This is a genomic window from Francisella philomiragia (genome assembly GCF_018135955.1).
Lineage (GTDB): Bacteria > Pseudomonadota > Gammaproteobacteria > Francisellales > Francisellaceae > Francisella > Francisella philomiragia.
In genome coordinates this window covers 1,872,803-1,898,118 of record NZ_CP063138.1, presented here as the reverse complement: position 1 = coordinate 1,898,118, position 25,316 = coordinate 1,872,803, and the positions used below count along the sequence as shown (strand labels likewise).

The window sequence follows — 25,316 nt, the reverse complement described above, 5'->3', positions numbered from 1 at the left end:
TTTCACACTTTATTTTAACTTATAAGTATTAAAAGTAATTCATAGTTAGTATATATAATTGCAACAATATTTAGCTACTGCTATTCTAAATAAAAATATCTAATATCACCCTAACTATGAATCAACCAGAAATTAAATATTTAAAAAACTACAAGCCAAGTAATTATCTTATAAATGAAACACATCTAAAATTTGAACTTAATGAGTCAAAAACTAGAGTGACAGCAAATTTATATATAGTAGCTAATCCAGCAAATCGTGAAAATAACACACTGGTTTTAGATGGTAATAATCTAAAACTATTATCTATAAAAATAGATAATAAAGAGCTATCAAATACAGATTTTATAGTTAATGAAAACCAGTTAATCATAGATGATGCTCCAGAAAAGTTTGTATTAGAAACAGTGGTAGAGATTAATCCTGAGGCTAATACATCTTTAGAAGGTTTATACAAGTCTGGAGAGGTGTTTTGTACCCAATGTGAGGCAACTGGATTTAGAAAAATTACTTACTATCTAGATAGACCAGATGTGATGTCTTCTTATACAGTCAAAATAATAGCAGACAAGCAAAAATATCCAGTAATTTTATCAAATGGCGATAAAGTTGAGTCTGGAGATATTTCAGATACTCAGCATTTTGCAGTATGGAAAGATCCATTTAAGAAGCCTTGCTATTTATTTGCTCTTGTAGCTGGAGATCTGGCAAGTATCAAAGATACTTATATCACAAAATCATTACGTAAAGTTAGTTTAGAAATATACGCTTTTAAACAAGATATAGATAAATGTCATTATGCAATGCAAGCTGTTAAAGACTCTATGAAATGGGATGAGGATAGGTTTGGCTTAGAGTATGACTTAGATACTTTTATGATTGTTGCAGTGCCTGATTTTAATGCTGGTGCAATGGAGAACAAAGGATTAAACATCTTTAATACCAAATATATTATGGCTAGTGATAAGACTGCTACAGATAAAGATTTTGAGTTGGTACAAAGTGTAGTGGGACATGAATATTTTCATAATTGGACAGGCGATAGAGTTACTTGTAGAGACTGGTTCCAGCTTAGCTTAAAAGAAGGCTTGACTGTATTTAGAGACCAAGAGTTTACTTCTGATTTAAACTCTAGAGATGTTAAAAGAATTGATGATGTACGTATTATTAGAAGTGCTCAATTTGCTGAAGATGCTAGTCCGATGTCTCACCCTATCCGCCCAGAGTCTTACATTGAGATGAATAATTTCTATACTGTAACGGTTTATCATAAAGGTGCTGAGATAATTCGTATGATTCATACCCTACTAGGTGAACAAGGCTTCCAAAAAGGAATGAAACTATATTTTGAAAGACATGATGGCCAAGCTGTTACTTGTGATGATTTTGTAAATGCTATGGCAGATGCTAATAATCGTGATTTTAGCTTATTTAAAAGATGGTATGCTCAATCAGGTACACCAAGCATTAAAGTTACAGAAAACTACGATGCAGAAAATCAAATTTATAGCCTAACATTAGAGCAAACTACTCCGCCAACAGCAGATCAAAAAGAAAAACAAGCTCTTCATATACCAGTTAGTATGGGGCTTATCACTCCAGAAGGTGAAAATATCGCCGAGCAAGTTATTGAGCTAACAGAGCAAAAGCAAACCTATACTTTTGAGAATATTGCTGTAAAGCCAGTAGCTTCTTTATTTAGAGATTTTTCGGCACCTGTGAAGGTTGAGCATGAACGTGCTGAATCAGAGCTATTACATATCGTTAAGTATGATAATAATGCTTTTAATCGTTGGGATTCTTTACAGCAATTAGCTACTAAAATGATATTAAACAATGCTGATGTAGATACGGAGTTTTTAAATGCTTTTAAATCAATTTTACATGATAAAGATTTAGATAAAGCCTTAATTAGTGATGCTCTAATGATACCAACAGAGTCTACAATTGCTGAGGCAATGCCGACAATTATGGTTGATGAAATTGTAAAATCTCGTAAAAAAGTCATGAATCAGCTAGCAGATAAGCTAAAAGATGATTGGCTAGCAGTATATCAACAATGTAGTGATAATAAGCCATATAGCCTATCAGCTGAGCAAATTGCTAAAAGAAAGCTAAAAGGTGTCTGCTTGAGTTATCTGATGAATGCTAGTGATCAAAGTCAGGGTACAAAGCTAGCACAACAACTATTTGATAATGCTGATAATATGACAGATCAGCAAACCGCATTTTCAGCATTGTTAAAGTCTAATGATAAGCAAGTTCGTGATAATGCTATTAATGAGTTTTATAAGCGTTGGAAACATGAGGATTTAGTTGTAAATAAATGGCTAGTATCTCAAGCTCAAATTTCTCATGAGTCAGCTTTAGATATAGTTAAAGGCTTAGTTAATCATCCTGCATATAATGCAAAAAATCCTAATAAGGTTTATTCACTAATTGGTGGTTTTGGTGCTAATTTCTCACAATATCATCGCAAAGATGGTTTAGGATATGCTTTTATGGCTGATACTGTGCTAGAGCTTGATAAATTTAATCATCAAGTTGCGGCAAGAATGGCTCGAAATCTGATGAGCTGGAAACGCTATGACTCTGATAGACAAGCTATGATGAAACAGGCTCTTGAGAAAATCAAAGCTTCTAATCCTAGTAAAAATGTCTTTGAAATCGTTAGTAAGAGCTTAGAGTTGTAGTTTTCTTTATATTTATCTAAGTATCTCAGATCTATAATAATTATTACCGTGTATTTTATAGAGCTATAATCGATAAAGCCTTATAATAACTTACTCATAAAAAATATAGAAATAATAATATGTCAGTAGTTGTTGTAGGAAGTGCTAATAGAGATTTAGTTGTAAAAGTTGATCAACTTGCTCAAAAAGGTCAAACGATAATAAGTCAAAATTATGAAGAGTTTTGTGGTGGTAAAGGAGCTAATCAAGCTGTAGCTGCAAGAAGACTTGGAGAAACTGTAACTTTTATTACAAATCTTGGTAAAGATAGTTTTGGGGATAGGCTTTTAGAGTTTTATAAAAAAGAAGGTTTAGACAGTTCAACTATTAATCAAGATTCTGATAGTAATACAGGTTTAGCTTTTATTTGTGTTGATAACCAAGGTCAAAATATTATTAATGTAGTAATGGGTGCTAATGCCAAGTTAGATCAGCAAATTTTGGATAAACATAACCAAAAAATCCAACAAGCAAAAATCATATTAACCCAACTAGAAACTCCTTTAGAAACTATTGAGTATTTAGCAAATAAAATAACTGATAAACAAACTTTTATATTAAACCCTGCCCCAGCTAGAGAGCTACCTCAAGAGCTACTCAAAAAGGTAGATATTTTAACGCCAAATGAGACTGAGGCATCTATTTTGTCAGGTATAGAGGTCAAAGATGTAAATACAGCTAAGCAGGCAGCAAAAGAGCTGCATAATAAAGGTGTATCTACAGTTATAGTAACTTTGGGTGAACAAGGCGCTTTATTATCAAAAAATAATGGCCAAGAACAAAAATTATTTGCTACCAAAAAAGTAGATGTGGTAGACACTACAGCTGCAGGAGATACTTTTAATGGTGTTTTGGCATTTTGTCTAGACAAAGGGTTATCTATAGAACAATCAATCGAGATAGCTAATACAGCAGCAGCTCTAGCAGTAACTATAGAGGGAGCAGAAGATTCAGCACCTACTTTAGAGAAATTGAATACTTATCTAGAACAAAAAATATAATATATGGAGATTTAAAATGGTTGTACTACACTCGTACGGTGTTGCGGTATTTTTTTGCATAATTACGATGTTATGTTGGGGTTCTTGGGCAAATACACAAAAGCTCTCGACAAAAGAATGGCCTTTTCAACAGTATTATTGGGATTATGCTTTAGGGATTTTGATAGTATCTTTTGTCTTGGCTATAACTATGGGAAGTTTTGGTACAGAAGGTAGATCATTCTTTAGTGATATTTCTCAGGCGTCATCTGAGAGTTTTATTTATGCTTTTATGGGTGGTGTGGTTTTTAACTTAGCTAATATACTACTTGTAGCTGCTATTGATATTGCAGGGATGTCTGTAGCTTTTCCTTTAGCTATTGGATTGGCTCTAGTCATAGGTGTGATTACAAACTATATAGCAACACCTCTAGGTCAGCCTATAGTCTTGTTTTTAGGAGTTTTGAGCGTACTTGCAGCAATAATAATAGATGCTGTTATATATAAGCGTATTTCTGATAATAAAAGCAAAAATATGCTTAAAGGATTCATGGTTTCGATTATTTCAGGTATTTTAATGGGCTTTTTCTATCCATTGGTTATTAAATCAATCTCAAATGATTTTGTAACTCCTCAAGCTGGCTTAATGACACCATATACAGCAAGTTTTATATTTGCTGTAGGGATTTTTGTATCTAACTTTGTAATCAATGGTTGGATGATTAAATTTCCTATTTCAGGCAAGAAACTTAAGTTTAAAGACTATTTCTCTCAAGGTACACCATGGTTGCATACTATTGGTATATTAGGAGGTGTGATTTGGGGGATTGGATCTTGTCTTAACTTTATAGCTTCTGGTATTGCTGGACCTTCTATCTCGTATGGTTTGGGTCAAGGTGCAACAATGATAGCGGCATTCTGGGGTGTATTTATTTGGAAAGAATTTGCCAAAGCACCAAAAGGTACAAATAAGTTGATAGTACTAATGTTTATAACGTATATTTTAGGATTAACTCTTATTGTTTTTGCGAGAAATATTTAGTTTTATAATTATTTGAATGCTTTTAATAAAAGCGTAGTGGTTGTTTTAATAAAGTCATTTTCTTCTAATATATCTTTATCTAACTCATAAGAGCGTATAAATGGAGTTAATGTTGCAGATGATATAAATAGAAGGACATATTTAGCAGAAAAATCTTTGGATAGTTGTCCATTATTTTGAAAATCTTTTATTTTTTGTTCAAGTTGATCAAATGATGCGAATTTTTGTTGATTTTTTATACCTGATAAAGAAGAGTTTTTTTCTAAGCGCTGCCAGTCTAACATTTTTAGTATATCAGGATTTTTTGTATGAATATTAAACCTTGCTTTGACTAGCTTTTTTAAGAACTCTTCAAATGTATCTTCCTTTATACAGTCTTTGATATCAGAAAATGTTTCAGAATTTATTAAAGATTCTTTAACAGCTTTCCATAAGTCAGTCTTATTAGAAAAATAATGATATATAAGAGAGCTTTGTACATTAGCTTTTTTAGCAATATCTCTAATAGATGTTCCATTAAAACCATTTTCAAGAAATAACACTTTTGCAGATTTAATAATTTTTTTAGCAGTTTTATGAGTTTTAGATTCCATTAATTTTAAGAGTTTCATAAGTTTTTAGAAATTATAGCAGATAGTATGTTTTAAATTCTATTGAACGATCGATCATTAGGTGATAATATTATTGATCAAGTGTTCAATAATTTGAATAAAGAGATTCTTCCTATGATTTTAGTCAGAAAAAAACCTTTAGGTGTTGTAATGCTAACAATTTTTACAATAGCTTTAGGTTGTGGTTATTTCTTTGGTGCGATGATGTTTACACCTTCTCTTCCAGCAATTACAGATTATTTTGATACAAGTTCATCATTATCTAGAATGACAGTTTCAAGTTTTTTTGTAACAATGGCTATATCTCAGCTTATCTATGGACCAGCATCAGATAAATACGGTAGGAAACCTTTAATTTTAATAGGATCTATAATCTTTGCTTTAGGTTCAATATTATGTATTCTATCTCATTCTATTATATTTCTAATTTTTAGTAGAGCTATACAGGGTCTCGGTGCAGGAGCTTTAATTACTTTGGCTAGAACACTGGTTCAGGACTCTTTTAGAAAAGAACACTTTTTAAAAGCAGTATCTTGGATGAGTATATTTTTTGCCGTAGCTCCAGCTATTTCTCCAGTTATTGGAGGTTTTTTACAGTTTCATTTTGGTTGGCAGAGCAATTTTATTTTTATGTTTATTTTTGCAGTTAGTTTATTTATTGCTGTACTTTTTTTATTACCAGAAACTAATAAAGATAAAAATCCTAAAGCAATGAATATTAGTCATTTAGTCAGTAATTATCTAATTGTTGCAAAAAATAAGAAATTTTGGATTTATCTACTTTTTATTATTACTGGTTTATCAGGAGGAATTTCGTTTGATGTAATAGGATCGTTTATATTAATCAAGGATTATCATTTAACATCAGTAGCTTTTGGTATGATCTCAACACTTTTATTAATGATGATAATTGTTTCACGTTTTTTGACATCAATGATATTGCTTAAGTATATGGATAAAAATAAGGTTATACTGTTTGGATTATTTCTCATGTTCTTATCATCTAATATATTGATAATTTTAGATTTATTAAATTTATTAGGACTATTTGATCTTTTATTTATTCTTGCTATTTTTTTCTTAGCTTGTGGAATAGTAATACCAATTTCAGCAGCAAATCTTTTGAGTTTATTTGATAATATGAAAGGAGTAGCTAGTGCTTTTTATGGATCTATGCAAATGTGTGGGATTTTCTTGATAAGTATTATTGCATCAAGTATGAATCCATCGATTGGTTTTATGCTAAGTATTATAAGTGTATTATCAGTTATTAGTTTTATTATGGGACTTAGGATTTTTTATAAAAGAAATAATCTATTTAAAATTAGGAGTAATAGTATTCAATCAGCGTAATATACAATATGTTTTATATATCAAAATAATCATTGATTTGTTGTAATTGGCTTTTACTTTCTGAAATTAGTTTGGTAATGATTGCGCGATATGTATCATCTGGTAAATCCCAGTAATGAAAATATAGTTTCATATTCCATATACACTCATTATCTAAAACAATAAGTTCATTATTTTTAAGTTCTTTTATAATGTCTGATTTTGGTAATAAAGCATAGCCCTTGCTTTGTAAACACATTTGTTTAAACCCTTTTACAGAAGGAATAATATGACAATTATCTATATCAACTTGAAAGCCGTAAAATTTCTCCATAAATCTAGCATTTAATTGATCATACTGATTGAATAATAAAGAAGGAGCTTGCTTCAGAGCATTTATCCATTTTTTATTATTTCTTTTAATTTTTTTGAAGTACTTATCATAAAAATAATTAGAGCAAACCAACAAATAGTCTATTTCACCAAGCTTCTCGACAAGACACCCGTGAGAGACTTTATTATTTGTACTAATACAAGACAAAACTTCTCCGTTTTGCAATGATTTGTGAGTCATTTCCTGATCAAAAGTTTTGATATTAAATCTTGCTATATTAGATACATCTATATTGTCTAATATGTCTAGAAACCAAGTATCTAGACTGTCTTGATTTATAGCTATTGATATTTGCAGTTTAGCATTTTCTATTAGTTTTTTTTCTTTTAGTAGACCAGATTCTAATAGTTCTACTTTTGCTAAATGACTTAATAAATCTTGGCCTAACTTTGTAACCTTATAAGGAAGTACCCTTATAAGAACAGGAGCACCAAATTTTGTTTCAAGAGATTTTATTCGTTGTGATACAGCTGACTGGCTTATGAATAATTTATCAGCAGCAAGTTCGAAACTTTGCTGTTCTATTACTTCTTTTAATGCCTGTATAGCTTTATAATCTACCATAATTATTAGTTTAACTTATGTATTATAATAATTATTAATTATACTAATTATCGAGTGTATGATAAATTTCTATTTCATCAAATATTTCAAAACAAGAAAATAATTATGGCATTCATATCGGGATTTGGTTTAGCTTTATCATTGATTTTAGGAATAGGAGCACAAAATATTTTTGTACTCAAGCAGTCAATCAAGAAACACTACGCTATCTCTACAGCACTACTATGCTTTTGTTGTGATGTTATATTAATTATATTCAGTATTTTATTAACTACGACTATGTCTCAATACATTCCTCTTTTGAGACCAGTGATGCTTATTATTGCGATATTATTCTTAGTTTATTATGGTTTTATTTCGATAAGGTCATCTTTCTCAAATAAAAACCCATTAGAAGAAAACTTTTATAAGTATAGTTTTTTTAAAATTTTCATTTTGAGTATTTCCTTTAGCTTACTTAACCCTCAAGCTATTTTGGATATAGTTATACTATTAGGAGGAGTAGCAGCGCATTATGAAGACAATATTTTAAAAATAGAATTTATGTTTGGCGCAATGTTAGCAAGTTTTACTTGGTTTTTATCTTTGATGTTATCAGGTTTTTTTCTAAGAAAATTTATCCAAAAATTAGTTGTTTGGCAGTGGGTAGAACGAGTTACGGGGATTCTTATGTTTATTATTGCGATTAGCTGTACTCGAATGCTAATTAATTTCTAATCAACCCTATTAGATTTCTAAATTTATAGTTTCACCAATTTTTAAAATCAAAGCATTTTCTTCACCATATTTTTGATTTATAGCTGCTTGTTTGAATCTTTTAGGTGGCTCAAAAAATGGTTCTGGTGTAAGTCTGATAGTTCCCCAGTGCATGCCTATGGTTTTTATAGCTTTGATATCTTTAGCTATTTGTATTGCTTCTTCCGGAGTAGCATGTACAGAACACATAAAATCACGAGGCTCGTATGCCCCTATGCCTATCAAAGCGAGATCAAAATATTCTTCTTTTTTACCAATTTCTTTAAATACATCACCATAAGCAGTGTCTCCTGAGAACCATATTTTCTTATTTTTATCTTTGATTGAGAAGCTAGCCCATAGAGTTTTATTTCTATCAAATAATCCTCGACCAGAAAAATGAACGCATGGTAAACAGCCTATAGTAATATCATTTATATTAATCTCTTGCCACCAGTTCATTTCGGTTACATTTTTAAAACCTCTTTTGATAAAGAAATTACTAAGCCCTAGAGGTGCTATTACTTTGATACTTTGTTTATTTGGAAAGTTCTTTATAACTTTTGAGTCTAAATGATCATAATGATTATGACTAATAATAAGCATATCAATTTTTGGAAGCTCACTTAAATCTAAAGGAGAAAATATTTCTCGTTTTGGTCCTAAAAATCCAGGCCCAGCATTTTTACTTAAAAAAGGATCTGTAACAATAAAATATTCATTAAGCTTAATCAAAAAAGCAGCATGCCCTAACCAAGTAATACTATAATCATTTGATTTATCTAATCGTTCTAAAGCTTGTTGTTTTTCTAAAACATGGTCTTTAGGAAAACTTTCTTTATGCTTTTTAAACATAGAAGAAAAAATAAATCTTAAAAAATCTCTACTTCCTCCTTTGCGCATGGGGCTACCTAGAGGATTTGAGAACTTATTATTTGGATATTTCATCATCTTTTACTTTTGATATTCCTAGCATTCGCATCATTATTTTTTCAAAAAATGGTTCACTAACACCATGCTTAACTTTATAAGTATAGTATTTCTCAAAAGCCACCTTGGCATAGTGAACTAACTTACCTTCATAATACCAGTCATGTTCACGAGGCTTAAATTGAGGGATTGCGGCAAAAGCAACTCCACCATCACCAAAATCGGCAAAACATACAGCATTTAGAGTAGCCTGAGTATGTTGTTCTTCTCCATTTAAAACAGCTTTTAGATTACTAGCTATTGCTGTGACCATTGATTCTATCATATAACCTGTTTTAGGTGCTCCTGTAGGTATTATAGTCTTTTCAACAGGAGGGATAGCAACACAAACACCTAATGAATAAATATTTGGATATTTAGGATTAGCTTGATGTTTATCAACGATAATAAAGCCCTTAGGATTAACTAGTCCTTCGATATTAGCAAAAGCATCAATTCCTTTAAATGAGGGAAGAATCATATTAAAAATACTTCTGATAGTATGTTGCTGTTTTATACTTCCATTATCGTCATATTCATCAACATATATATTCTCAGCATCTATTTTTGTGATTTTAGCATTACAAATCCAATTAATGTTTCGTTTTTTAAACTCTTCTTCTAGAAGTTTTGGCGAGTCTCCAACTCCAGCTAATCCAAGATGTCCTAGGTATGGTTCAGAAGTAACAAAAGTAATAGGGGTTTGTTCACGAATATTATGCTTTCTTAGATCAGTATCTATTATTAGAGCAGTTTCATAAGCAGGCCCAAAGCAAGATGCTCCTTGTGCTGCACCTACAACTACAGGACCGGGGTTTTTGAGTACTTTATCCCAGTCAGATGCTGCTTTGGTTGCATGATCAACAGTACATACAGAATGACTATATAAATCTGGTCCCATACCTTCAATTTCATCAAAGGCTAATTTTGGACCTGTTGCTATTATCAGGTAATCATAAGTTATTTCTTTGTCGTTAAAAAGTACTAATTTATTTTCATCAGGATAGAGTTTTTTTACTCCATCATATACAAAATTTATGCCTGCTTTTTCTATATAATTGCTAATAGTAAATTCAACGTCTTCTCTAGAACGCCAATTTACCATTACCCAAGGGTTTGAAGGAACAAAATTAAATTTATCTCCTTTAGAGATTAATATGATTTCATGATCATTACCAATTGCTTCTTTTAGTTCATATGCCATTGGTATTCCACCAATACCAGCACCAATTATTACTATACGGGCCATAATATCTTCTCCCCAATATTACACAGTAACTATATGATTAATATTACCATACATAAGTTTGACAAATTAACTTTGAGGATTTTTATAGAGATAATATTCTTCATAATGTATATTTAAAATTATACAAATATTACCAAGTAGGTAGCTATGAAAACTATAAACTTTGAAAAATTATATACTGATTTTACAAGTATCTTTGATTTATGTAGATATACAAATGAATCTCTAGAAGAAGAGATTATTAGAAGAGTAAAAGAAGATAATATCACTGATGGTATGTTTCTCTTTAGATTTAGATTAGTAATATTTAAGTTTGAAGTAACAAGTGATTCTATAGAGTATGTTGGTTATGAGAAGTAAACAATATATAAAATTTTAGCTATTTTTATTTAAAATAATAGAACCTATAAAAGACAATATCGCTGTAATAATAGCAATAAAAGCAGGTATATAAAGTGAGTGGTACTCTAGAATAAGAGTCTGTGTTATAAGAGGCATAAATCCAACGAAAACAGCAGAACCTAAACCATAACCAATTCCCATACCAACTAATCTTACTTTGACAGGTAAAGCATTAATACATCTGTATTGAGCAATCATAATATAAGCACTAAATAAAATACTATAGACTAAATATGCAACCATATAGTGTGAATTATGAATAAAAGCATAGCATAACCAGATAGATAATATTGATGATAAAAGTAAGAACCAATTATCCAATTTTGGAATGCTATCTTTCTTTATTAGTAATGCTGATAGTAAGCCAAATAAACACATCATAAGTAAGCCTATAATACTAATCTTGAGCATACTGTTAGAGCTATAACTAGATAGATTTGTTAAATAGCTTGGTAAAGCATAATAGAACAATGTAATACAAGACATAACATTAGCAGTCATCAAAAAACAACCTAATAACGGCATTTTGTAATGTTTGAATAGCTCAATAATTGGATTTTTTGTCAGTTGATTAGTTTGTAATAATTGTGTAAAAAGAGGACTCTCATGCAGCTCTTTTCTTATATAAAAAGTAACAATTCCTAGCGTAGAACCAAGTATAAAAGCAATTCTCCAAGCATAATTCTCAGGGAAAATAAAATTAAGTATTATCGTTAGTAGTTTAGCAAGCATTACACCTATAGCTGCCGAGATCATTATCGCTGCAATAGGATATATTTTGTTAGTAATGATAGTTTCGTTTAGATATGTAAATGCACTATTGACCTCTCCACCAGCAGAAAGACCTTGCATAATACGAAAAGTAAGTAATAGTAAACCAGCATATATTCCTATGACTGAAGCATCAGGTATAAGACCAATACCTAATGTTCCAATTGTCATCAAAAGTACAGCAGCTACCAATACTTTTTTGCGTCCAACTCTATCACCAATTTGTCCAAAAATAATACCGCCAATAGGTCTTGTAACAAAACCTAAAGCAAATATTAAAAGTATGATAATTTGGGAGTTAGAACTATGGAGTAAATGAGCTCCGATCACTTCAGAAAAGCTCAGATATATTATAAAATCAAAATATTCTAGAACCATGCCTAAAGAACAAAGAAAAATAGTTTTTAGTTGTAAGTCTTTCATTTTTTATCTCTAATTTCAAAGTTTAAACAAAAGTACCTAACTCGCAATAATTAGGTCAAATTGTTCGTAAGATAATATCATGAAAATAACCAAACTATAGTGAATATGGTTTTGTAAAAAACAAAAAAATAAGTCATTTTTGCTTTATAAAAGAAACTATTTTAATCATCTGCTATAATCTGTTTATCTTAAATTTTCAAAAATAATCTGCATGGCTGAAAAATATATATACTCAATGCATAGGGTCGGCAAAGTTGTGCCACCTAACAAATATATCCTTAAAGATATTTCACTATCATTTTTTGATGGTGCAAAGATTGGGGTACTAGGTCTTAACGGTTCTGGTAAATCAACACTACTTAGAATTATGGCTGGTCTTGATACTGAGATTATTGGAGAAGCAGCTCCACGTAAAGGTGTCAAAATTGGTTATCTACCACAAGAACCAAAGCTAGATGAAACAAAAGATGTAAGAGGTAATGTTGAAGAAGCATTAAGTCACTTAAAAGATATGATTACTAGATTTGATGAAATTAGTATGAAATTTTGTGAGCCAATGTCAGATGAAGAAATGGCTAAGCTTCTAGAAGAACAAGGAGACTTACAAAATGCTATCGATGCGGCTGGAGCTTGGGAGATCGATCGTAAGCTAGAGGTTGCTGCAGAAGCTCTACGTTTGCCAACATGGGACACTGATGTTACTAAACTATCTGGTGGTGAGGCTCGTCGTGTTGCTTTATGTAAACTTTTATTATCTGCTCCTGATATCCTACTTCTAGATGAGCCTACTAACCACTTAGATGCTGAATCTGTAGCATGGTTAGAGAAGTTCTTAGCTGAGTACAAAGGTACAGTTGTAGCTATTACCCATGATAGATACTTCTTGGATAATGTTGCTGAGTGGATTCTTGAGCTTGATAGAGGAGAAGGTATACCATTTAAAGGTAACTATTCACAATGGCTTGAGCAAAAGCAAAAACGCCTAGAGATGGAAGAGAAACGTGAATCTTCACATCAAAAAGCGCTTAAAGAAGAGCTAGAGTGGGTACGTCAAAATGCCAAAGGTCGTCAAGCTAAATCAAAAGCAAGATTAGCGAAATTTGATGAGTTAAGCTCACAAGAGTTCCAAAAGCGTAATGAGACTCAAGAGCTATATATCCCACCTGGAGAAAGACTTGGTAACAATGTCATCAAAGTCAAAGATCTTGTTAAATCATTTGATGACAAGCTTCTTGTAGATGGTCTTGAGATGGATGTATATCCAGGTTCGATTGTTGGTATCATCGGTGCTAACGGAGCTGGTAAATCTACATTCTTTAAGATGCTAACTGGTAAAGAAACTCCAGATTCTGGCGAAATCAAGATTGGTGAAACTGTAAATCTAGCTTATGTAGATCAATCACGTGATGCTCTAGATGACAACAAAACAGTTTGGGAAGAAATCGCTGATGGTTTAGATGTAATTACAGTTGGTAAATTCACTATTCCATCACGCCAATATGTAGGTAGATTTAACTTTAAAGGTGCAGATCAGCAGAAATATATTTCTCAACTATCAGGTGGTGAGAGAAACCGTGTTCATCTTGCGAAGCTACTTAGAAGTGGTGGTAATGTTATTCTACTAGATGAACCGACAAACGATCTTGATGTCGAGACTTTAAGAGCGCTTGAGGAAGCTATATTAGCTTTCCCAGGTTGTATTATGGTTATTTCGCATGATAGATGGTTCTTAAACCGTATTGCTACACACATGCTTGCTTTTGAGGGTAATAGTGAAGTAGTTTGGTTTGAAGGTAACTACGATGCTTATATCGAAGACAAAAAGCGTCGTCTTGGTGATAAATATGATGCTATCACTAAGATTAAATATAAGCGAATTTCGGTTGATTAATATTTATCTAATTCATTATTTATCTCAATCATATTAAAGCTAGGGTCATAGAAAAAAGCTTGCTTTGTATTTGTTTCTTTACTAAATTCTTCACTTATTATTTTAATGTCTAAAGACTTTAGTTTTGCTAGAAATTCTGTGTAATCTATAGTGGTAAGAGCTATTGCAAAATGTGTTTGAGCAGTGTGATTTATAGGGTCATTAAAAGGTCTAGTCATTGTTTCTGATAGTATTAAATGTAAATAAAAATCTCCAGCTCTGTACCACAAACCTTTAGATTTAAAATTTGGTCTATATATTTTTTCAAAACCAAGGATATTAGAGTAAAATTTTTCAGAATTTTCTAAATTCTTAATGATTAGAGCAATGTGGCTAAGTTTAATTTTTTTTGTAAACATAAAAAATATAATAATTTATTTATCTGAGCATTTTATATTATACTGAGTTGATAAACCATTAAAGGCAAAAACTTATGATAAAAAAAATATTACTTTGTATATGTTTTTTTCTCTTCCTACTAAACTATAGCTTTGCTGATACAGATAGTAGTAATGATCCGATAAATGCTCCTTCTAATACTCCAAAATTAGAAAGTAAAGGTTTTTTAAATGACTATATAGTGACTCCAATTACTGATGTAGCTTTATTGGCAACAGCTCCAATTGGTTCTTTTGTTGGTTTGTTTGAAGGAGCTTCAAAGTCTCAAGCTATCTTATACAATGGCGAGCATCATTCTGGAGATAGTGACATAGTTAATATCTTTGTAGCTCCATTTGCAGCAATAGGCTTTGCATTAGGAGGAGCGATTTATATGACTGTCAAATTACCTGCAGATCTGATAGAGGGTAACTCAAATAAATAGAGATAAAATCTATCGGTCTAGATTATTTACAATTTTTTTAGACATTGACTCTATAGAATCTCTTACAACATCAGAGAGTATTTCATCTTTTTCAAAGATTCTTTGACCCTCTACACCATAAAACTCAATATTACTAATATCCATCCCTATAGCATCAGCTAATGCTAAAGATGGCGCGACTCCAACACTATGTGAGGATAGAAAACCACCGAAGCTAAGTATGTCTTTTGCTTTGAAGTAAAACTCTGTACCTGGTGTGACTTTGGCATATACAGCATCTATAAGGATAATTTTGTCATATCCACTATCTAGAAATGTTAGTAGATTTAAACCTGGTCTATCAGCACTTTCGACAGTTATATTTTGGATATTTTTTTCTCTTACAACTTCAGCTAGTTTATCGGCTACAAACCAACCAAATTGATCATCTGCAAAAGGTGATCCTATACCAAGAATTAGAGTTTTTTGCTTCATTTTTTACCTTTTATGATAAATAAAATTCTGTAGGGGTAGCACATTATGCTGTCCAGTAAGGTATTATTTTATTTTTCTTTTTGAGTATACATTTACAAACTTAAACACAAAAAATACAGAGAAAATAGCTACTAAGCTTAAGCCAATAGTAGATGAATAATCATCAACAAAGTCTGTAACTAGATTAATTGTAGCTATATTTGTATTTAATAAACCTAACAATTCAACTAATGCAACGATATAAGCAGCAGCTATCACAACACATAGTATTATAATGTTATAACGATAAAATCTCTGCTCTTTTGAGTTAAAGCTTAGAACTTTTGACATTAATCCAGCATCTATAGAGTCAACTATAATCATCCCTAGAGCAAATGAGATAGGTAGCAACATAATATACCAAATAGATAAACCATTTAGTACATTAGCAGCAGCCATGCTCAATAGAGCTATCTCAGTCGCGGTATCAAAGCCTAAACCAAATAGAAAGCCTACAAAATACATTTTATATGGTCTATCTATAACTTTAATTATAGGTCTAAAAAGTTTTGCCAATACAGAATTTGATGTATGATCGTGAGCGATACTAGTTTTATTTTTGAGCATTTTCTTTAGAGAGAGAAGACTCATAGTTCCTGTTAGTAGCAAAAATACAGCCGATACAATAGTTCCAAAAAATGCACCAATATCCAAAGCACTAGTTTTCTCAATACTTGCAAAACTAAAGCCGATAACTATAAGTAGAGTAAGCAAGAAGACAATTGTAGAGTGACCTAAAGCAAAAAATAAACCAGTTTTGAAACTCGCTCTATTTTGAGTTATTAGTTGCCTTGTTACATTATCTATAGCTACTATATGGTCTGCATCAAAGCCATGTCTAAGACCTAGCATAAAGGCAATGCCAATCATACTAAGCATTTTGAGATCTTGGGTTGCTAGGAATAATAGTAACGCTAAGATTAGTACAGAGAAAATAGTTATATTTTTTCTCATATTAGTTCCTTAAATTATGAACATAGTTAATATTTCGCTACTTATTTTAACTAATTTTGTTTCTTAAATTAGAAATTTATAGCTAAATTAAAAAAATATGTGTAATAGGACGATTGATTGTGTTTAATCTCTATCAATATTCAAAGTTAAGAAATGTGCAGAACATGAGATACATGGATCATAGTTACGAATAACCATCTCAGCATGTAGTCTTATATCATCTTCTGGCTTATCTAAACCAAAGTTTTCTAAAGCTATACGCAGATCAGCCTCAATACAAGGTAAGTTTTGTGATGTAGGCGCTGATATTCTTATTTTCTCAGCTAAACCTTGATCATTAACCTTGATATGATCTATCTGAATACCACGCGGAGCTTCTACAGCACCCCAAGCATCGGCAGCTTTGACAGTATAGTCAACACATGGAGTATCTGTATATGAGTAGTTTTCACATACTTGTAACGCTCTTTCTATCGCCCAGTAGCCCTCGATAGCTCTAGCAACTACAGAATGGAACATATTTTTACTTGGCCATTTAACACCAGTAGCATGTGCCATTTCTTGGATATGCTTAGGTAGTTTGTCGAAGTTTAGGTTGATTCTTGGCAGAGGACCTAAAAGTATTGGCTGACCATCAACAGTTGTAGAGTGTAGCGCTGTAGATTGTGGAGCATGGAACTCTCTGAAATGATCATCATACTCACTAATATGGAATTTCTCACCATCACTAGTAATCACATCATCACCAAATACAGGATATTCAGTAGGATGTGATAAGCTAACCATCTTAAACGGAATAGTAGTATCTGGGAATGATAGTGTAGATACCCACTCAACCACATCTTTAGCTTCTTTCAGGGCATCTTTTAGCTTAGGAATCAGTGCATGTACTTCTTTAACTAAAGGAGCTTTGTAGAAACCACCAACTTTCATACCGTTAGGGTGAACAGATCTACCACCTAGAAGCTTAAGAATATCATTACCTAAATGTTGTAGTTTAACACCACGAACAACCTCTTTAGGAAAATCTTTTGCCATCTCAATAGCCGATCTATAACCTAAGAAGTCAGGAGCCGCTAATAAGTGTACATGTAAATAATGTGACTCAATCCACTCTCCCAAAAACATCAATAGACGCATATCATCTATCCATTGAGTTCTAGTAATATCAAATGCAGTCTCATAAGCTCTAGAGAAGCCTGCTTGATATGCTAGAGGGCAGATACCGCAGATACGAGCTACAGCATCGATAATTGCATTTGGTTCTCTACCTTCGAGGAATTTTTCAAAATAACGCGGTGGTTCATAGATTCTTAGCTCACACTTATCTATTTTGCCATCTTTAATTCTTAAATCTAAAGCACCTTCACCTTCAACACGAGCTAAAATAGGCACTTCAATAACTGTTTCTCTACTCATGATTATACTCCAGCCTTTTTAAATACTTCATCTTGGCTACTGATAAATCTATATTTATCTTGGATTTGTTTGTCTGATAAACCAAGTTCTTTTAATCTAGTTGTCATTGCATCTAGATTGGCATATTTTGATGCACCAAAGCAACCATAACAACCACGTCCAAGTTTTGGACAGATTGCACCGCAACCATCTGCTGTTACAGGACCCAAGCATGGCTCATCTTTTGCAACCATTACACAAGTAACGCCAGCATGCTTACAAGTCGTACAAACTGGATCAACAACTTTCTCAGGCTCTACACCAAATAGTAGCTGGCGGATAGCTTTGAGTATTTGCTCCGTAGTTATAGGACAACCAGAGATTTCAAAATCAACATTTACATACTCTTTGATAGCTTTTGCTGTAGATAAATCTTCTTTGATAATTACATCTGTATCTTGAGGATATACAGCTTTTTGCCATTCTAGGAGCTCGGCAGCATTTGTATAGTTTCTCAGAGCTTGAATACCACCAGCCACGGCACAAGCACCGATAGCCACTACATACTTTGCTTTTTCTCTAATTTTTTGTAAGCGTGGAATATCATGATGAGTGTTTACACTACCTTCGATAAATGCAATATCAACATCAGCAAACTCATCTAGAGGACCAGCTTCTGCAAAGTGAACAATATCAACCATTTCAGCTAATGTAAGTAATGATACAGCATCATTGATTAGAGCTAGTTGGCAACCATCACATGAGCTGAACTTATGCACGGCAATTTTTGGTCTAGGAGCTAAATTTTTTAATTTATCTTGAGCTGACATAACTATACTCCTTTTATTTCTAATAGTTTTTTAACAGCTGGATAAGCATATACAGCACCATCTTTACAGACAAACTCTTTGCCCATTTGGCAATGACCGCAATGTCCGATAGCACACTTCATGCTACGCTCTAAGCTGACAAAAATTTGCTCTTCTGGCACACCAACCTTAGCAAACTCTTTAGCAACATTTTTCATCATAATCTCAGGACCAACAGTCATAACTACAGTATTTTTGTGATCAATATCAAGATCTGGGATCGCTGCAGTTACAAAACCATCGTACCATTTCCATGGACCATGAGGTTCACCAGCTGTAGCTGCTAAAAGTACTTCTGTATTTGGTTGGTTATTCCAACGAGTGTATTTATCTTGATAAATAAGGCCAGAAGTATCGCGAATACCTTGTACTACATAGACTTTGCCATAAGCATCTCTATCTTTTAGGATTTCTTCTGTTGCAGCAACTAGAGGAGCATTACCAAGACCACCTGTCATAATTACAACATCTTTTCCTTTAGCTTGTTCTACAGGCCAAGAGCTACCAAACGGACCTCTAACACCTATAGTTTCACCAGTTTTTAGTTTGTCCATACCCTTAGTTATACGACCAACTACTTGGATTGTATGCTCAAAGATATCATCAGCAAAATTTCTATCATTAACAATAGAAATAGCTACTTCACCAACACCATATAAGTACAGCATATTAAACTGACCAGGGTGAAACTTATAATTTTTGCGTAACTCTTCATCTACAAAGCGTAAACGTAGGGTAAAAATATCATCAGCATCTTGGATAAATTCAACTATCTCTGCTTCATGTGGTAAATAAGCATCTTGTGGGTATATCATAATTATTTCTCCTCACAAATAGCGTTAATTTCTTCTGTAACATCAATTTTTACAGGGCACCATGTGATACAACGACCACAACCAACACAACCTTTAGTTTTGAACTGTTCTCTCCAAGTACCAAACTTGTGTGTTAGCCATTGACGGTATCTATGTTTTGGTTCTTCACGGTATAGCTCGCCATGAGTATAGCTATGATCTAATCCAAAACATGAATCCCATTCACGAGTATGTTCACTCTCTTTACCATCTAAACTCGGCTCTTCTTTTTCTGTATGGCAGAAACAGGTAGGACATGATTGAGTACAGCTACCACAAGATAGGCAACGAGCTGCTACATCATCCCATTGCGGATGGTCATAAGAGCTTGTTAGAGCTTTTTCTACTTGATCTATTGGTGGTAGAGTTTTCTCTTGCATAGCATATACTGCTTTTACTTTTTGTTCAGCTTGATATGTTTGTGCACCTGTTGCAGGATCTAGTTGTAGAGCTAATATTGTTTGTCTACCTTTATCACTACCTGTCTCGATTACAAAACCATGATCAATCTCTGTCATCGCTAGATCAAAACCTTTATCAGCTTCTGGCTTATCACCTAGAGCTATACAAAAACAGTTACTGTGAGCTGTAGTACAATTAGCGGCTACGATAAACATAGCTTCTCTTCTAGCTTTATAACGAACATCTTGATAAGCATTTTCAACAAACACTCTATCTTGAATCTCAATAGCTCTTAGATCGCAAGGTCTAACACCTAGTACAGCATACTTTTTGTTGTTCAAACTTTGATTGAATGCTAATCTGCCATTCTCATCACGAGAGACTTTCCATAGAGTTTCTTTCTCTTCAAAAAGCATTGGTTTAACAGACTGAACAGGTACACTCCAGCCAAAAGCTTTTTTTGCATCTGTTTTGATGACTTCATATTTTGCTGGTTCTTGTATATCTACATATCCCCATGGCAACTCGCTTGCATTGTTTATATTGTCATAAACAATAGATTTATCTCTAACTGCCGGCGCCATAACTTCATAGCCTTGCCCTGAGAAGTAAGAAATCATTCTATCTAGGTCATCATGTTTTAAGAAATAAAACTGACTCATATTACTCTCCTTAACATATTCTTGGTAATTGCTCACCACTTAACCAATCCACACGTCTTTTGCCACCAAAAGTGGTTTTCATAAAGACTTGAGATTGCTCGCTTTTTCTTACGGTTGCTATCACTTGGGCATTTTCTCCTAATGGATGACCCCTTAAGCAGTCTAAAACCTTTTGAGTCTGACTAGGCTTACAAGCGATTAAAATTTTGCCTTCATTGGCGATATATAATGGATCTAAACCAAGAAGCTCACATGCTGATTGAACCTCAGTCGATACCGGAAGATTTGCTTCATCTATCTCGATAGCTACATTGTATTGATTAGCCCATTCATTTAGGGTTGCACCAACTCCACCACGAGTAGGATCACGCATTGTTTTTATTTGACATTTATTGTCATAAATTGCATCAACTAAGCTGTCTAAAGATGTTGCATCACTCACTATTTGACATTCAAAGTCAAGACCTGCTCGTTGTGACATTACAGCTACACCATGATCCCCAAGAGTGCCATTGATGATAATCTCATCACCATCTTCAAGAGTATCTCTAGTGACAAAATCATCACGGATAACTCCAACTCCAGTTGTATTGATAAAGATACCATCTCCTTTACCTTTCTCGACAACTTTAGTATCTCCAGTTACTATTTGGACATTAGCTTTTTTGGCAGCTTTAGCCATAGAGTCTAGGATTACTTTTAAATCTCTAAGAGGTAGACCCTCTTCCAAAATAAGTCCTACAGATATATATAGTGGTTTAGCTCCACCAACTACTAGATCATTAACTGTACCATGAATTGCAAGGCTGCCAATATTACCACCACTGAAAAAATACGGTGTAATTACATAACTATCTGTTGTCATGGCAATTTTGCCATTTATTTGCGGTAGTATAGCTTGATCTTCTGCTTGAGCTAAATACTGACTATCAAAGCTTTTTTTAATCATCTGCTCGATTAAATGGTGCATAGCCTTACCACCAGCACCCATTGCTAGGTCGACTACACCATTTTTGATATTTAATTTCACAGCCATTTTAGTCTCCGTATTGATAATGTGCTGCACAAGCACCTTCAGATGAAACCATACATGCTCCCATCGGTTGCTCAGGAGTACAAACCACACCAAATAATTTGCAATCTTTTGGCTCTTTTAAGCCTCTTAGAATATCAGGACAAGCACATTGCTTATGCTCTAGCCCTTGCACCTCGGGTATTTGATAGTATTTTTCAGCATTAAACTTTGCATATTCATCTTTTATCTCTAAAGCACTATTTGGGATATATCCAAGTCCACGCCATTCAAAAGTATCTCTGATAGTTAGATATTGAGATATTAAATCTTGAGCAAGTTGATTACCATTTGGTACTACAGCCCTTGTGTATTGATTTTCTACACCTATTTTGTCAGCGTTAATCATCTTGATAAGCATAAGTATAGATTGTAGTACATCCAAAGGCTCGAAACCTGCTACAACCATTGGTTTTTGATATTCTTTGGTTACTTTATCATAAGCGTTACTACCAATGATTACACTAACGTGAGATGGACCTAAAAAGCCATCAATCTTAACATCCTCAGATAAGATTGCTTGCATAGCTACTGGTGTAAGTACATGGTTACAAAATATTAGAAAATTATCCAACTTCTTAGCAATAGCTAGTTGTATAGCCACAGCAGTTGGGGGAGTAGTTGTCTCAAACCCGATAGCAAAGAATATAATCTTTTTATTAGGATTTTCTTCAGCAAGTTTTAGAGCATCTTCCACTGAGTAAATCATACGCACATCAGCACCGCGTGCTTTAGCTTTGGTTAGACTATCTTGATGAGATCCTGGTACGCGAATCATATCTGCATAGCTACAGAAGATTACATCTTTTTGAGATGCTAAAAATATTGCTTGATCGACTCTTTTGATAGGTAGCACACATACAGGACAGCCTGGACCATGTATCATTTTGACATTTTCTGGCAAAAGACTAGGAATACCATAGCGATGCAGGGCATGCGTATGTCCACCGCAAAATTCCATTAGATTATATTGTCTATTAGGGTCAACTTCTTTAGCGATTTGTTGTAAAAGACTTTTTGCAACTTTCGGGGCCCTAAATTCTTGTATGTAATCCATTACATTACCCCTTTTATATTATACTTTTTAGATCCTCTAGAGTCTGCTGAGCCATTTCTTTGTCTAGTTTACTTAATGCAAAACCAACATGGATTATGACAAAATCACCTATAAGAACTTCATCTCTTAGTAGTGCTAGAGATATATTTTTTTTTACACCGCCAACATTAACAATTGCTTGATTATCTTCTCTGATTTCTACAATTTCTGCGGGTATTGCTAAGCACATTTTACTCACCTTTTTTATATTTTTTGGCACCAAGCCAAGCTTGTCCAAGGCTTACACCACCATCATTTAGAGGAACTTTCTCTGATATATAAATATTGAAATCCATTTCTTTAAGTTGACGGTAAGTCTTTGTTAGTAGTAGCTTATTTTGGAAACAACCGCCACTAAGTATTATGTTCTTAATATTTCGAGGTTGGGCTGAGTTACTAATCCACTGCGCTAGAGCATAAGCCAAAGTGCCGTGCCATAAGTTACTAGCAACACTTATATTATCGCATTTTATTATGCTTTTTAGTAGTTTTTTTAAATTTAAATTAGTTTTAAATGATACTGATTTGGTATCATATTGAATGTTTGGAATATCAGCTAAAGACTCTAATTCTATAGCGGCTTGAGCCTCGTAAGTGTTGATGTTGCAAATATTTAATAAGCCAGAAACAGCATCAAAGAGTCTACCCATACTTGTAGTTTTACCTTTAGGTAAAGAGTCATTTTGTAAAAGCTTGATTAGACTTTCAGCTTGCGGAAACTCTTTGAGATGATTTGGTATCTCAAGATCATATTTATGGCATACTGCAAGAGCCATTCGCCAAGGCTCTTTTGCTACCTTGTCACCACCAATATATTCGATAGGATCTAGTTCACCAATTCGATTAAACTCTAAATTATCAATATCACAATGATAAAGCTCGCTACCTCTAGCTATACCATCTTCTCCTAAACCAAAACCGTCTAGTACCAAACCTATAGCATGACCTTGTAAATTATGCTCAGCAATTACAGCTGCTAGGTGGGCTTGATGATGTTGAATCTGATAAATTGGTAGATCAAACTTTTGCGCAAAATGCGTAGTATAAATATCAGGATGTAAATCACAAGCAATACCATCAAATTTAAGCCCAAACATATTTTGGAAATGTTCTAAAGATTGCTCAAAAAATTCTATATTAGCTTGGCTATCCATATCGCCTATGTGTTGCGATACAAAGGCTTGATTATCTTTGATAAAACAAAAAGTATTCTTTAAAAATGTACCAGTAGCTAGTATATTTGGTAGGATTTCTGATAGTTGGATTGATTGTGGTACAAGGCCTCGAGATCTTCTAATCGGTAGATTTTTATCTATAACAGTATGAAAGACACTATCATCACTTTTTATTGCAATATCACGATTATCTGTAACTATTAGATCAGCAATATCTTTGAGCTTTTCTAGGGCTTCATTATTATTAGCAATGATGCTTTCACCAGAGATATTTGCACTAGTAACTATCAAAGCTAAATTGTAAGCTTCATCAAGCCAGCTAGAGCTAGTAGGTTGGTCTAGTAGATGATAAAAAAGGATATAATCAGTCCCTGTTGTGGGTAGCATAAAACCAAGCTGATTTATACGTGGTGCAATAGATGAGCTGATATTGCTAATAGAATGTCTTTTAACTAAAACAATAGGTCTAATAGTAGTATTTAATAACTCATCTTGTTGTGGAGTAACTTCTGCAAAATGCTCTTGTATGCTTTGAGTATTTAAAGCCATTAAAGCAAATGGTTTATTTGGGCGATTTTTTCTTCTACGGAGTTCTGCGACTGCTTGAGTATTTGTAGCATCTACGACTAACTTAAAACCATTTTGACTTTTTATAGCGATGATTTTACCAGCCCTGATAGCCAGAGATATTTCTGCAAAAGAGTGTGATAATTTTGGTCCACATTTAGAGCATGCAACAGTTTGAGCGTGATAATGCCTATCTAATGGGTTTGTGTAGCTATCGTGACAGCCATCACAGAGTGGAAAATCTTTATATGTGGTTTTATCTCTATCATAGGGTAGACTTTCTATCGTACTAAAACGCGGACCACAATGAGTACAGCTAGTATATGGATATAGATAATAGCGACTTTGTGGGTTAAAAATATCATCTAAACATAGGTCACAAATAGCTGTGTCAGCAGGAATTTTAGTTGCAGAGCTACCCTGTTGAGTTTCTAGAATGCTGAAATCTGTAAATTCACTTTCAGTTTGATAAATAGTTTTTTGGATAGTTTCTATACTAGCTAGAGGAGGCAGTTTTGCCTGCATATCATTTATGAAACTATCTACGGTAGATTCATCACATTGCAGAATTATCTCAACACCATTAGGAGTATTTTGCACCGAGCCGCACAAATCTAAATCTTTTGCAAGGCAATAGATAAAAGGGCGGAATCCAACCCCTTGGACTATACCATTGACGAGAATTTTTGTTAAGATCTTTTGCATTTTTTCCTTTTATATCACCAGCTATATTTTTAAAAATTTGTTGTAGTGACGGCACAGTGTGCTGTCTTGTCAAACAGCTGACAGATCAATGA

At 33.2% G+C, this 25,316-nt stretch carries 24 protein-coding genes; 8 read left to right on the top strand and 16 right to left on the bottom strand.

The window, feature by feature from the left end:
• Window positions 1-116: 116 nt before the first annotated feature.
• The 3 genes from pepN to IMS64_RS09180 all read left to right on the top strand — a co-directional run bounded on the left by pepN (window position 117) and on the right by IMS64_RS09180 (window position 4,754).
• Window positions 117-2,693, top strand: coding sequence for an aminopeptidase N (pepN, locus tag IMS64_RS09190; RefSeq protein WP_211490508.1), 2,577 nt, complete (start codon window positions 117-119; stop codon window positions 2,691-2,693).
• A gap of 119 nt (window positions 2,694-2,812) precedes the next feature.
• Window positions 2,813-3,733 carry a ribokinase gene (gene rbsK, locus IMS64_RS09185; RefSeq protein ID WP_211490507.1) on the top strand — a complete coding sequence of 307 codons (921 nt, stop codon included), beginning with the start codon at window positions 2,813-2,815 and terminating at the stop codon, window positions 3,731-3,733.
• Between the two features lie 16 nt (window positions 3,734-3,749).
• Complete coding sequence (locus IMS64_RS09180; protein ID WP_211490506.1) at window positions 3,750-4,754, top strand: GRP family sugar transporter; 1,005 nt, start codon at window positions 3,750-3,752, stop codon at window positions 4,752-4,754.
• Between the two features lie 8 nt (window positions 4,755-4,762).
• On the opposite strand, the gene IMS64_RS09175 is transcribed toward IMS64_RS09180, so the two are convergent.
• On the bottom strand, window positions 4,763-5,347 hold the full coding sequence (locus IMS64_RS09175) for a TetR/AcrR family transcriptional regulator (RefSeq protein ID WP_211490505.1): 585 nt from the start codon (window positions 5,345-5,347) through the stop codon (window positions 4,763-4,765).
• 132 nt (window positions 5,348-5,479) lie between these two features.
• On the opposite strand from IMS64_RS09175, the gene IMS64_RS09170 reads away from it, so the two are divergent.
• Window positions 5,480-6,718, top strand: a complete 1,239-nt coding sequence (locus IMS64_RS09170; RefSeq protein WP_211490504.1) for a multidrug effflux MFS transporter — start codon at window positions 5,480-5,482, stop codon at window positions 6,716-6,718.
• Window positions 6,719-6,731: 13 nt separating this feature from the next.
• On the opposite strand, the gene IMS64_RS09165 is transcribed toward IMS64_RS09170, so the two are convergent.
• On the bottom strand, window positions 6,732-7,655 hold the full coding sequence (locus IMS64_RS09165; protein WP_088821789.1) for an ArgP/LysG family DNA-binding transcriptional regulator: 924 nt from the start codon (window positions 7,653-7,655) through the stop codon (window positions 6,732-6,734).
• 105 nt (window positions 7,656-7,760) lie between these two features.
• Here IMS64_RS09165 and IMS64_RS09160 point away from each other — a divergent pair, with 105 nt between their 5' ends.
• A complete protein-coding gene (locus IMS64_RS09160; RefSeq protein WP_211490503.1) occupies window positions 7,761-8,372 on the top strand; it encodes a LysE/ArgO family amino acid transporter in 612 nt (203 codons plus the stop codon).
• 9 nt (window positions 8,373-8,381) lie between these two features.
• Here IMS64_RS09160 and IMS64_RS09155 read toward each other — a convergent pair whose 3' ends face one another.
• Together IMS64_RS09155 and IMS64_RS09150 are read right to left on the bottom strand one after the other, a co-directional pair.
• A complete protein-coding gene (locus IMS64_RS09155; RefSeq protein ID WP_211490502.1) occupies window positions 8,382-9,341 on the bottom strand; it encodes an MBL fold metallo-hydrolase in 960 nt (319 codons plus the stop codon).
• A complete protein-coding gene (locus tag IMS64_RS09150; RefSeq protein ID WP_211490501.1) occupies window positions 9,322-10,608 on the bottom strand; it encodes an NAD(P)/FAD-dependent oxidoreductase in 1,287 nt (428 codons plus the stop codon). The genes IMS64_RS09155 and IMS64_RS09150 overlap by 20 nt, the downstream gene beginning before the upstream one ends.
• A 147-nt stretch (window positions 10,609-10,755) precedes the next feature.
• Between IMS64_RS09150 and IMS64_RS09145 the strand changes: the two genes are divergently transcribed.
• Window positions 10,756-10,968 carry a hypothetical protein gene (locus tag IMS64_RS09145; RefSeq protein ID WP_211490500.1) on the top strand — a complete coding sequence of 71 codons (213 nt, stop codon included), beginning with the start codon at window positions 10,756-10,758 and terminating at the stop codon, window positions 10,966-10,968.
• A 15-nt stretch (window positions 10,969-10,983) separates the two neighbouring features.
• On the opposite strand, the gene IMS64_RS09140 is transcribed toward IMS64_RS09145, so the two are convergent.
• A complete protein-coding gene (locus IMS64_RS09140; protein WP_211490499.1) occupies window positions 10,984-12,204 on the bottom strand; it encodes an MFS transporter in 1,221 nt (406 codons plus the stop codon).
• Between the two features lie 211 nt (window positions 12,205-12,415).
• On the opposite strand from IMS64_RS09140, the gene ettA reads away from it, so the two are divergent.
• Window positions 12,416-14,095 carry an energy-dependent translational throttle protein EttA gene (ettA, locus tag IMS64_RS09135; RefSeq protein WP_211490498.1) on the top strand — a complete coding sequence of 560 codons (1,680 nt, stop codon included), beginning with the start codon at window positions 12,416-12,418 and terminating at the stop codon, window positions 14,093-14,095.
• Here ettA and IMS64_RS09130 read toward each other — a convergent pair.
• Window positions 14,092-14,493 carry a VOC family protein gene (locus tag IMS64_RS09130; RefSeq protein ID WP_211490497.1) on the bottom strand — a complete coding sequence of 134 codons (402 nt, stop codon included), beginning with the start codon at window positions 14,491-14,493 and terminating at the stop codon, window positions 14,092-14,094. The two genes, ettA and IMS64_RS09130, sit on opposite strands and share 4 nt — an antisense overlap.
• A 74-nt stretch (window positions 14,494-14,567) precedes the next feature.
• Here IMS64_RS09130 and IMS64_RS09125 point away from each other — a divergent pair, with 74 nt between their 5' ends.
• Window positions 14,568-14,957: a hypothetical protein gene (locus IMS64_RS09125; RefSeq protein WP_211490496.1), complete on the top strand. Its 390-nt coding sequence runs from the start codon at window positions 14,568-14,570 to the stop codon at window positions 14,955-14,957.
• Window positions 14,958-14,966: 9 nt separating this feature from the next.
• Here the strand turns inward: IMS64_RS09125 and IMS64_RS09120 are convergent, their stop codons facing one another.
• From IMS64_RS09120 to hypF, 10 genes are all read right to left on the bottom strand, one after another.
• Complete coding sequence (locus tag IMS64_RS09120) at window positions 14,967-15,431, bottom strand: hydrogenase maturation protease (protein ID WP_211490495.1); 465 nt, start codon at window positions 15,429-15,431, stop codon at window positions 14,967-14,969.
• A gap of 63 nt (window positions 15,432-15,494) precedes the next feature.
• Window positions 15,495-16,424, bottom strand: a complete 930-nt coding sequence (locus tag IMS64_RS09115) for a HoxN/HupN/NixA family nickel/cobalt transporter (protein WP_211490494.1) — start codon at window positions 16,422-16,424, stop codon at window positions 15,495-15,497.
• 123 nt (window positions 16,425-16,547) lie between these two features.
• Entirely contained in the window at window positions 16,548-17,843 is a 1,296-nt protein-coding gene (locus IMS64_RS09110; RefSeq protein ID WP_211490493.1) for a Ni/Fe hydrogenase subunit alpha, read from the bottom strand.
• Window positions 17,844-17,845: 2 nt separating this feature from the next.
• Window positions 17,846-18,652: an NADH-quinone oxidoreductase subunit B family protein gene (locus IMS64_RS09105; protein WP_211490492.1), complete on the bottom strand. Its 807-nt coding sequence runs from the start codon at window positions 18,650-18,652 to the stop codon at window positions 17,846-17,848.
• A gap of 2 nt (window positions 18,653-18,654) precedes the next feature.
• Window positions 18,655-19,506, bottom strand: a complete 852-nt coding sequence (locus IMS64_RS09100; protein WP_088821779.1) for an FAD/NAD(P)-binding protein — start codon at window positions 19,504-19,506, stop codon at window positions 18,655-18,657.
• A 2-nt stretch (window positions 19,507-19,508) separates the two neighbouring features.
• Window positions 19,509-20,609, bottom strand: a complete 1,101-nt coding sequence (locus IMS64_RS09095; RefSeq protein ID WP_211490491.1) for a 4Fe-4S dicluster domain-containing protein — start codon at window positions 20,607-20,609, stop codon at window positions 19,509-19,511.
• A 10-nt stretch (window positions 20,610-20,619) separates the two neighbouring features.
• Complete coding sequence (gene hypE, locus IMS64_RS09090; protein WP_211490490.1) at window positions 20,620-21,645, bottom strand: hydrogenase expression/formation protein HypE; 1,026 nt, start codon at window positions 21,643-21,645, stop codon at window positions 20,620-20,622.
• A 1-nt stretch (window position 21,646) separates the two neighbouring features.
• Window positions 21,647-22,738: a hydrogenase formation protein HypD gene (gene hypD / locus IMS64_RS09085; protein WP_211490489.1), complete on the bottom strand. Its 1,092-nt coding sequence runs from the start codon at window positions 22,736-22,738 to the stop codon at window positions 21,647-21,649.
• Between the two features lie 13 nt (window positions 22,739-22,751).
• The gene (locus tag IMS64_RS09080; RefSeq protein ID WP_042524196.1) at window positions 22,752-22,967 is read right to left on the bottom strand and encodes a HypC/HybG/HupF family hydrogenase formation chaperone; all 216 of its coding nucleotides are present in this window, start codon (window positions 22,965-22,967) and stop codon (window positions 22,752-22,754) included.
• A 1-nt stretch (window position 22,968) separates the two neighbouring features.
• Complete coding sequence (gene hypF / locus IMS64_RS09075) at window positions 22,969-25,224, bottom strand: carbamoyltransferase HypF (protein WP_211490488.1); 2,256 nt, start codon at window positions 25,222-25,224, stop codon at window positions 22,969-22,971.
• Between the last annotated feature and the right edge of the window lie 92 nt (window positions 25,225-25,316).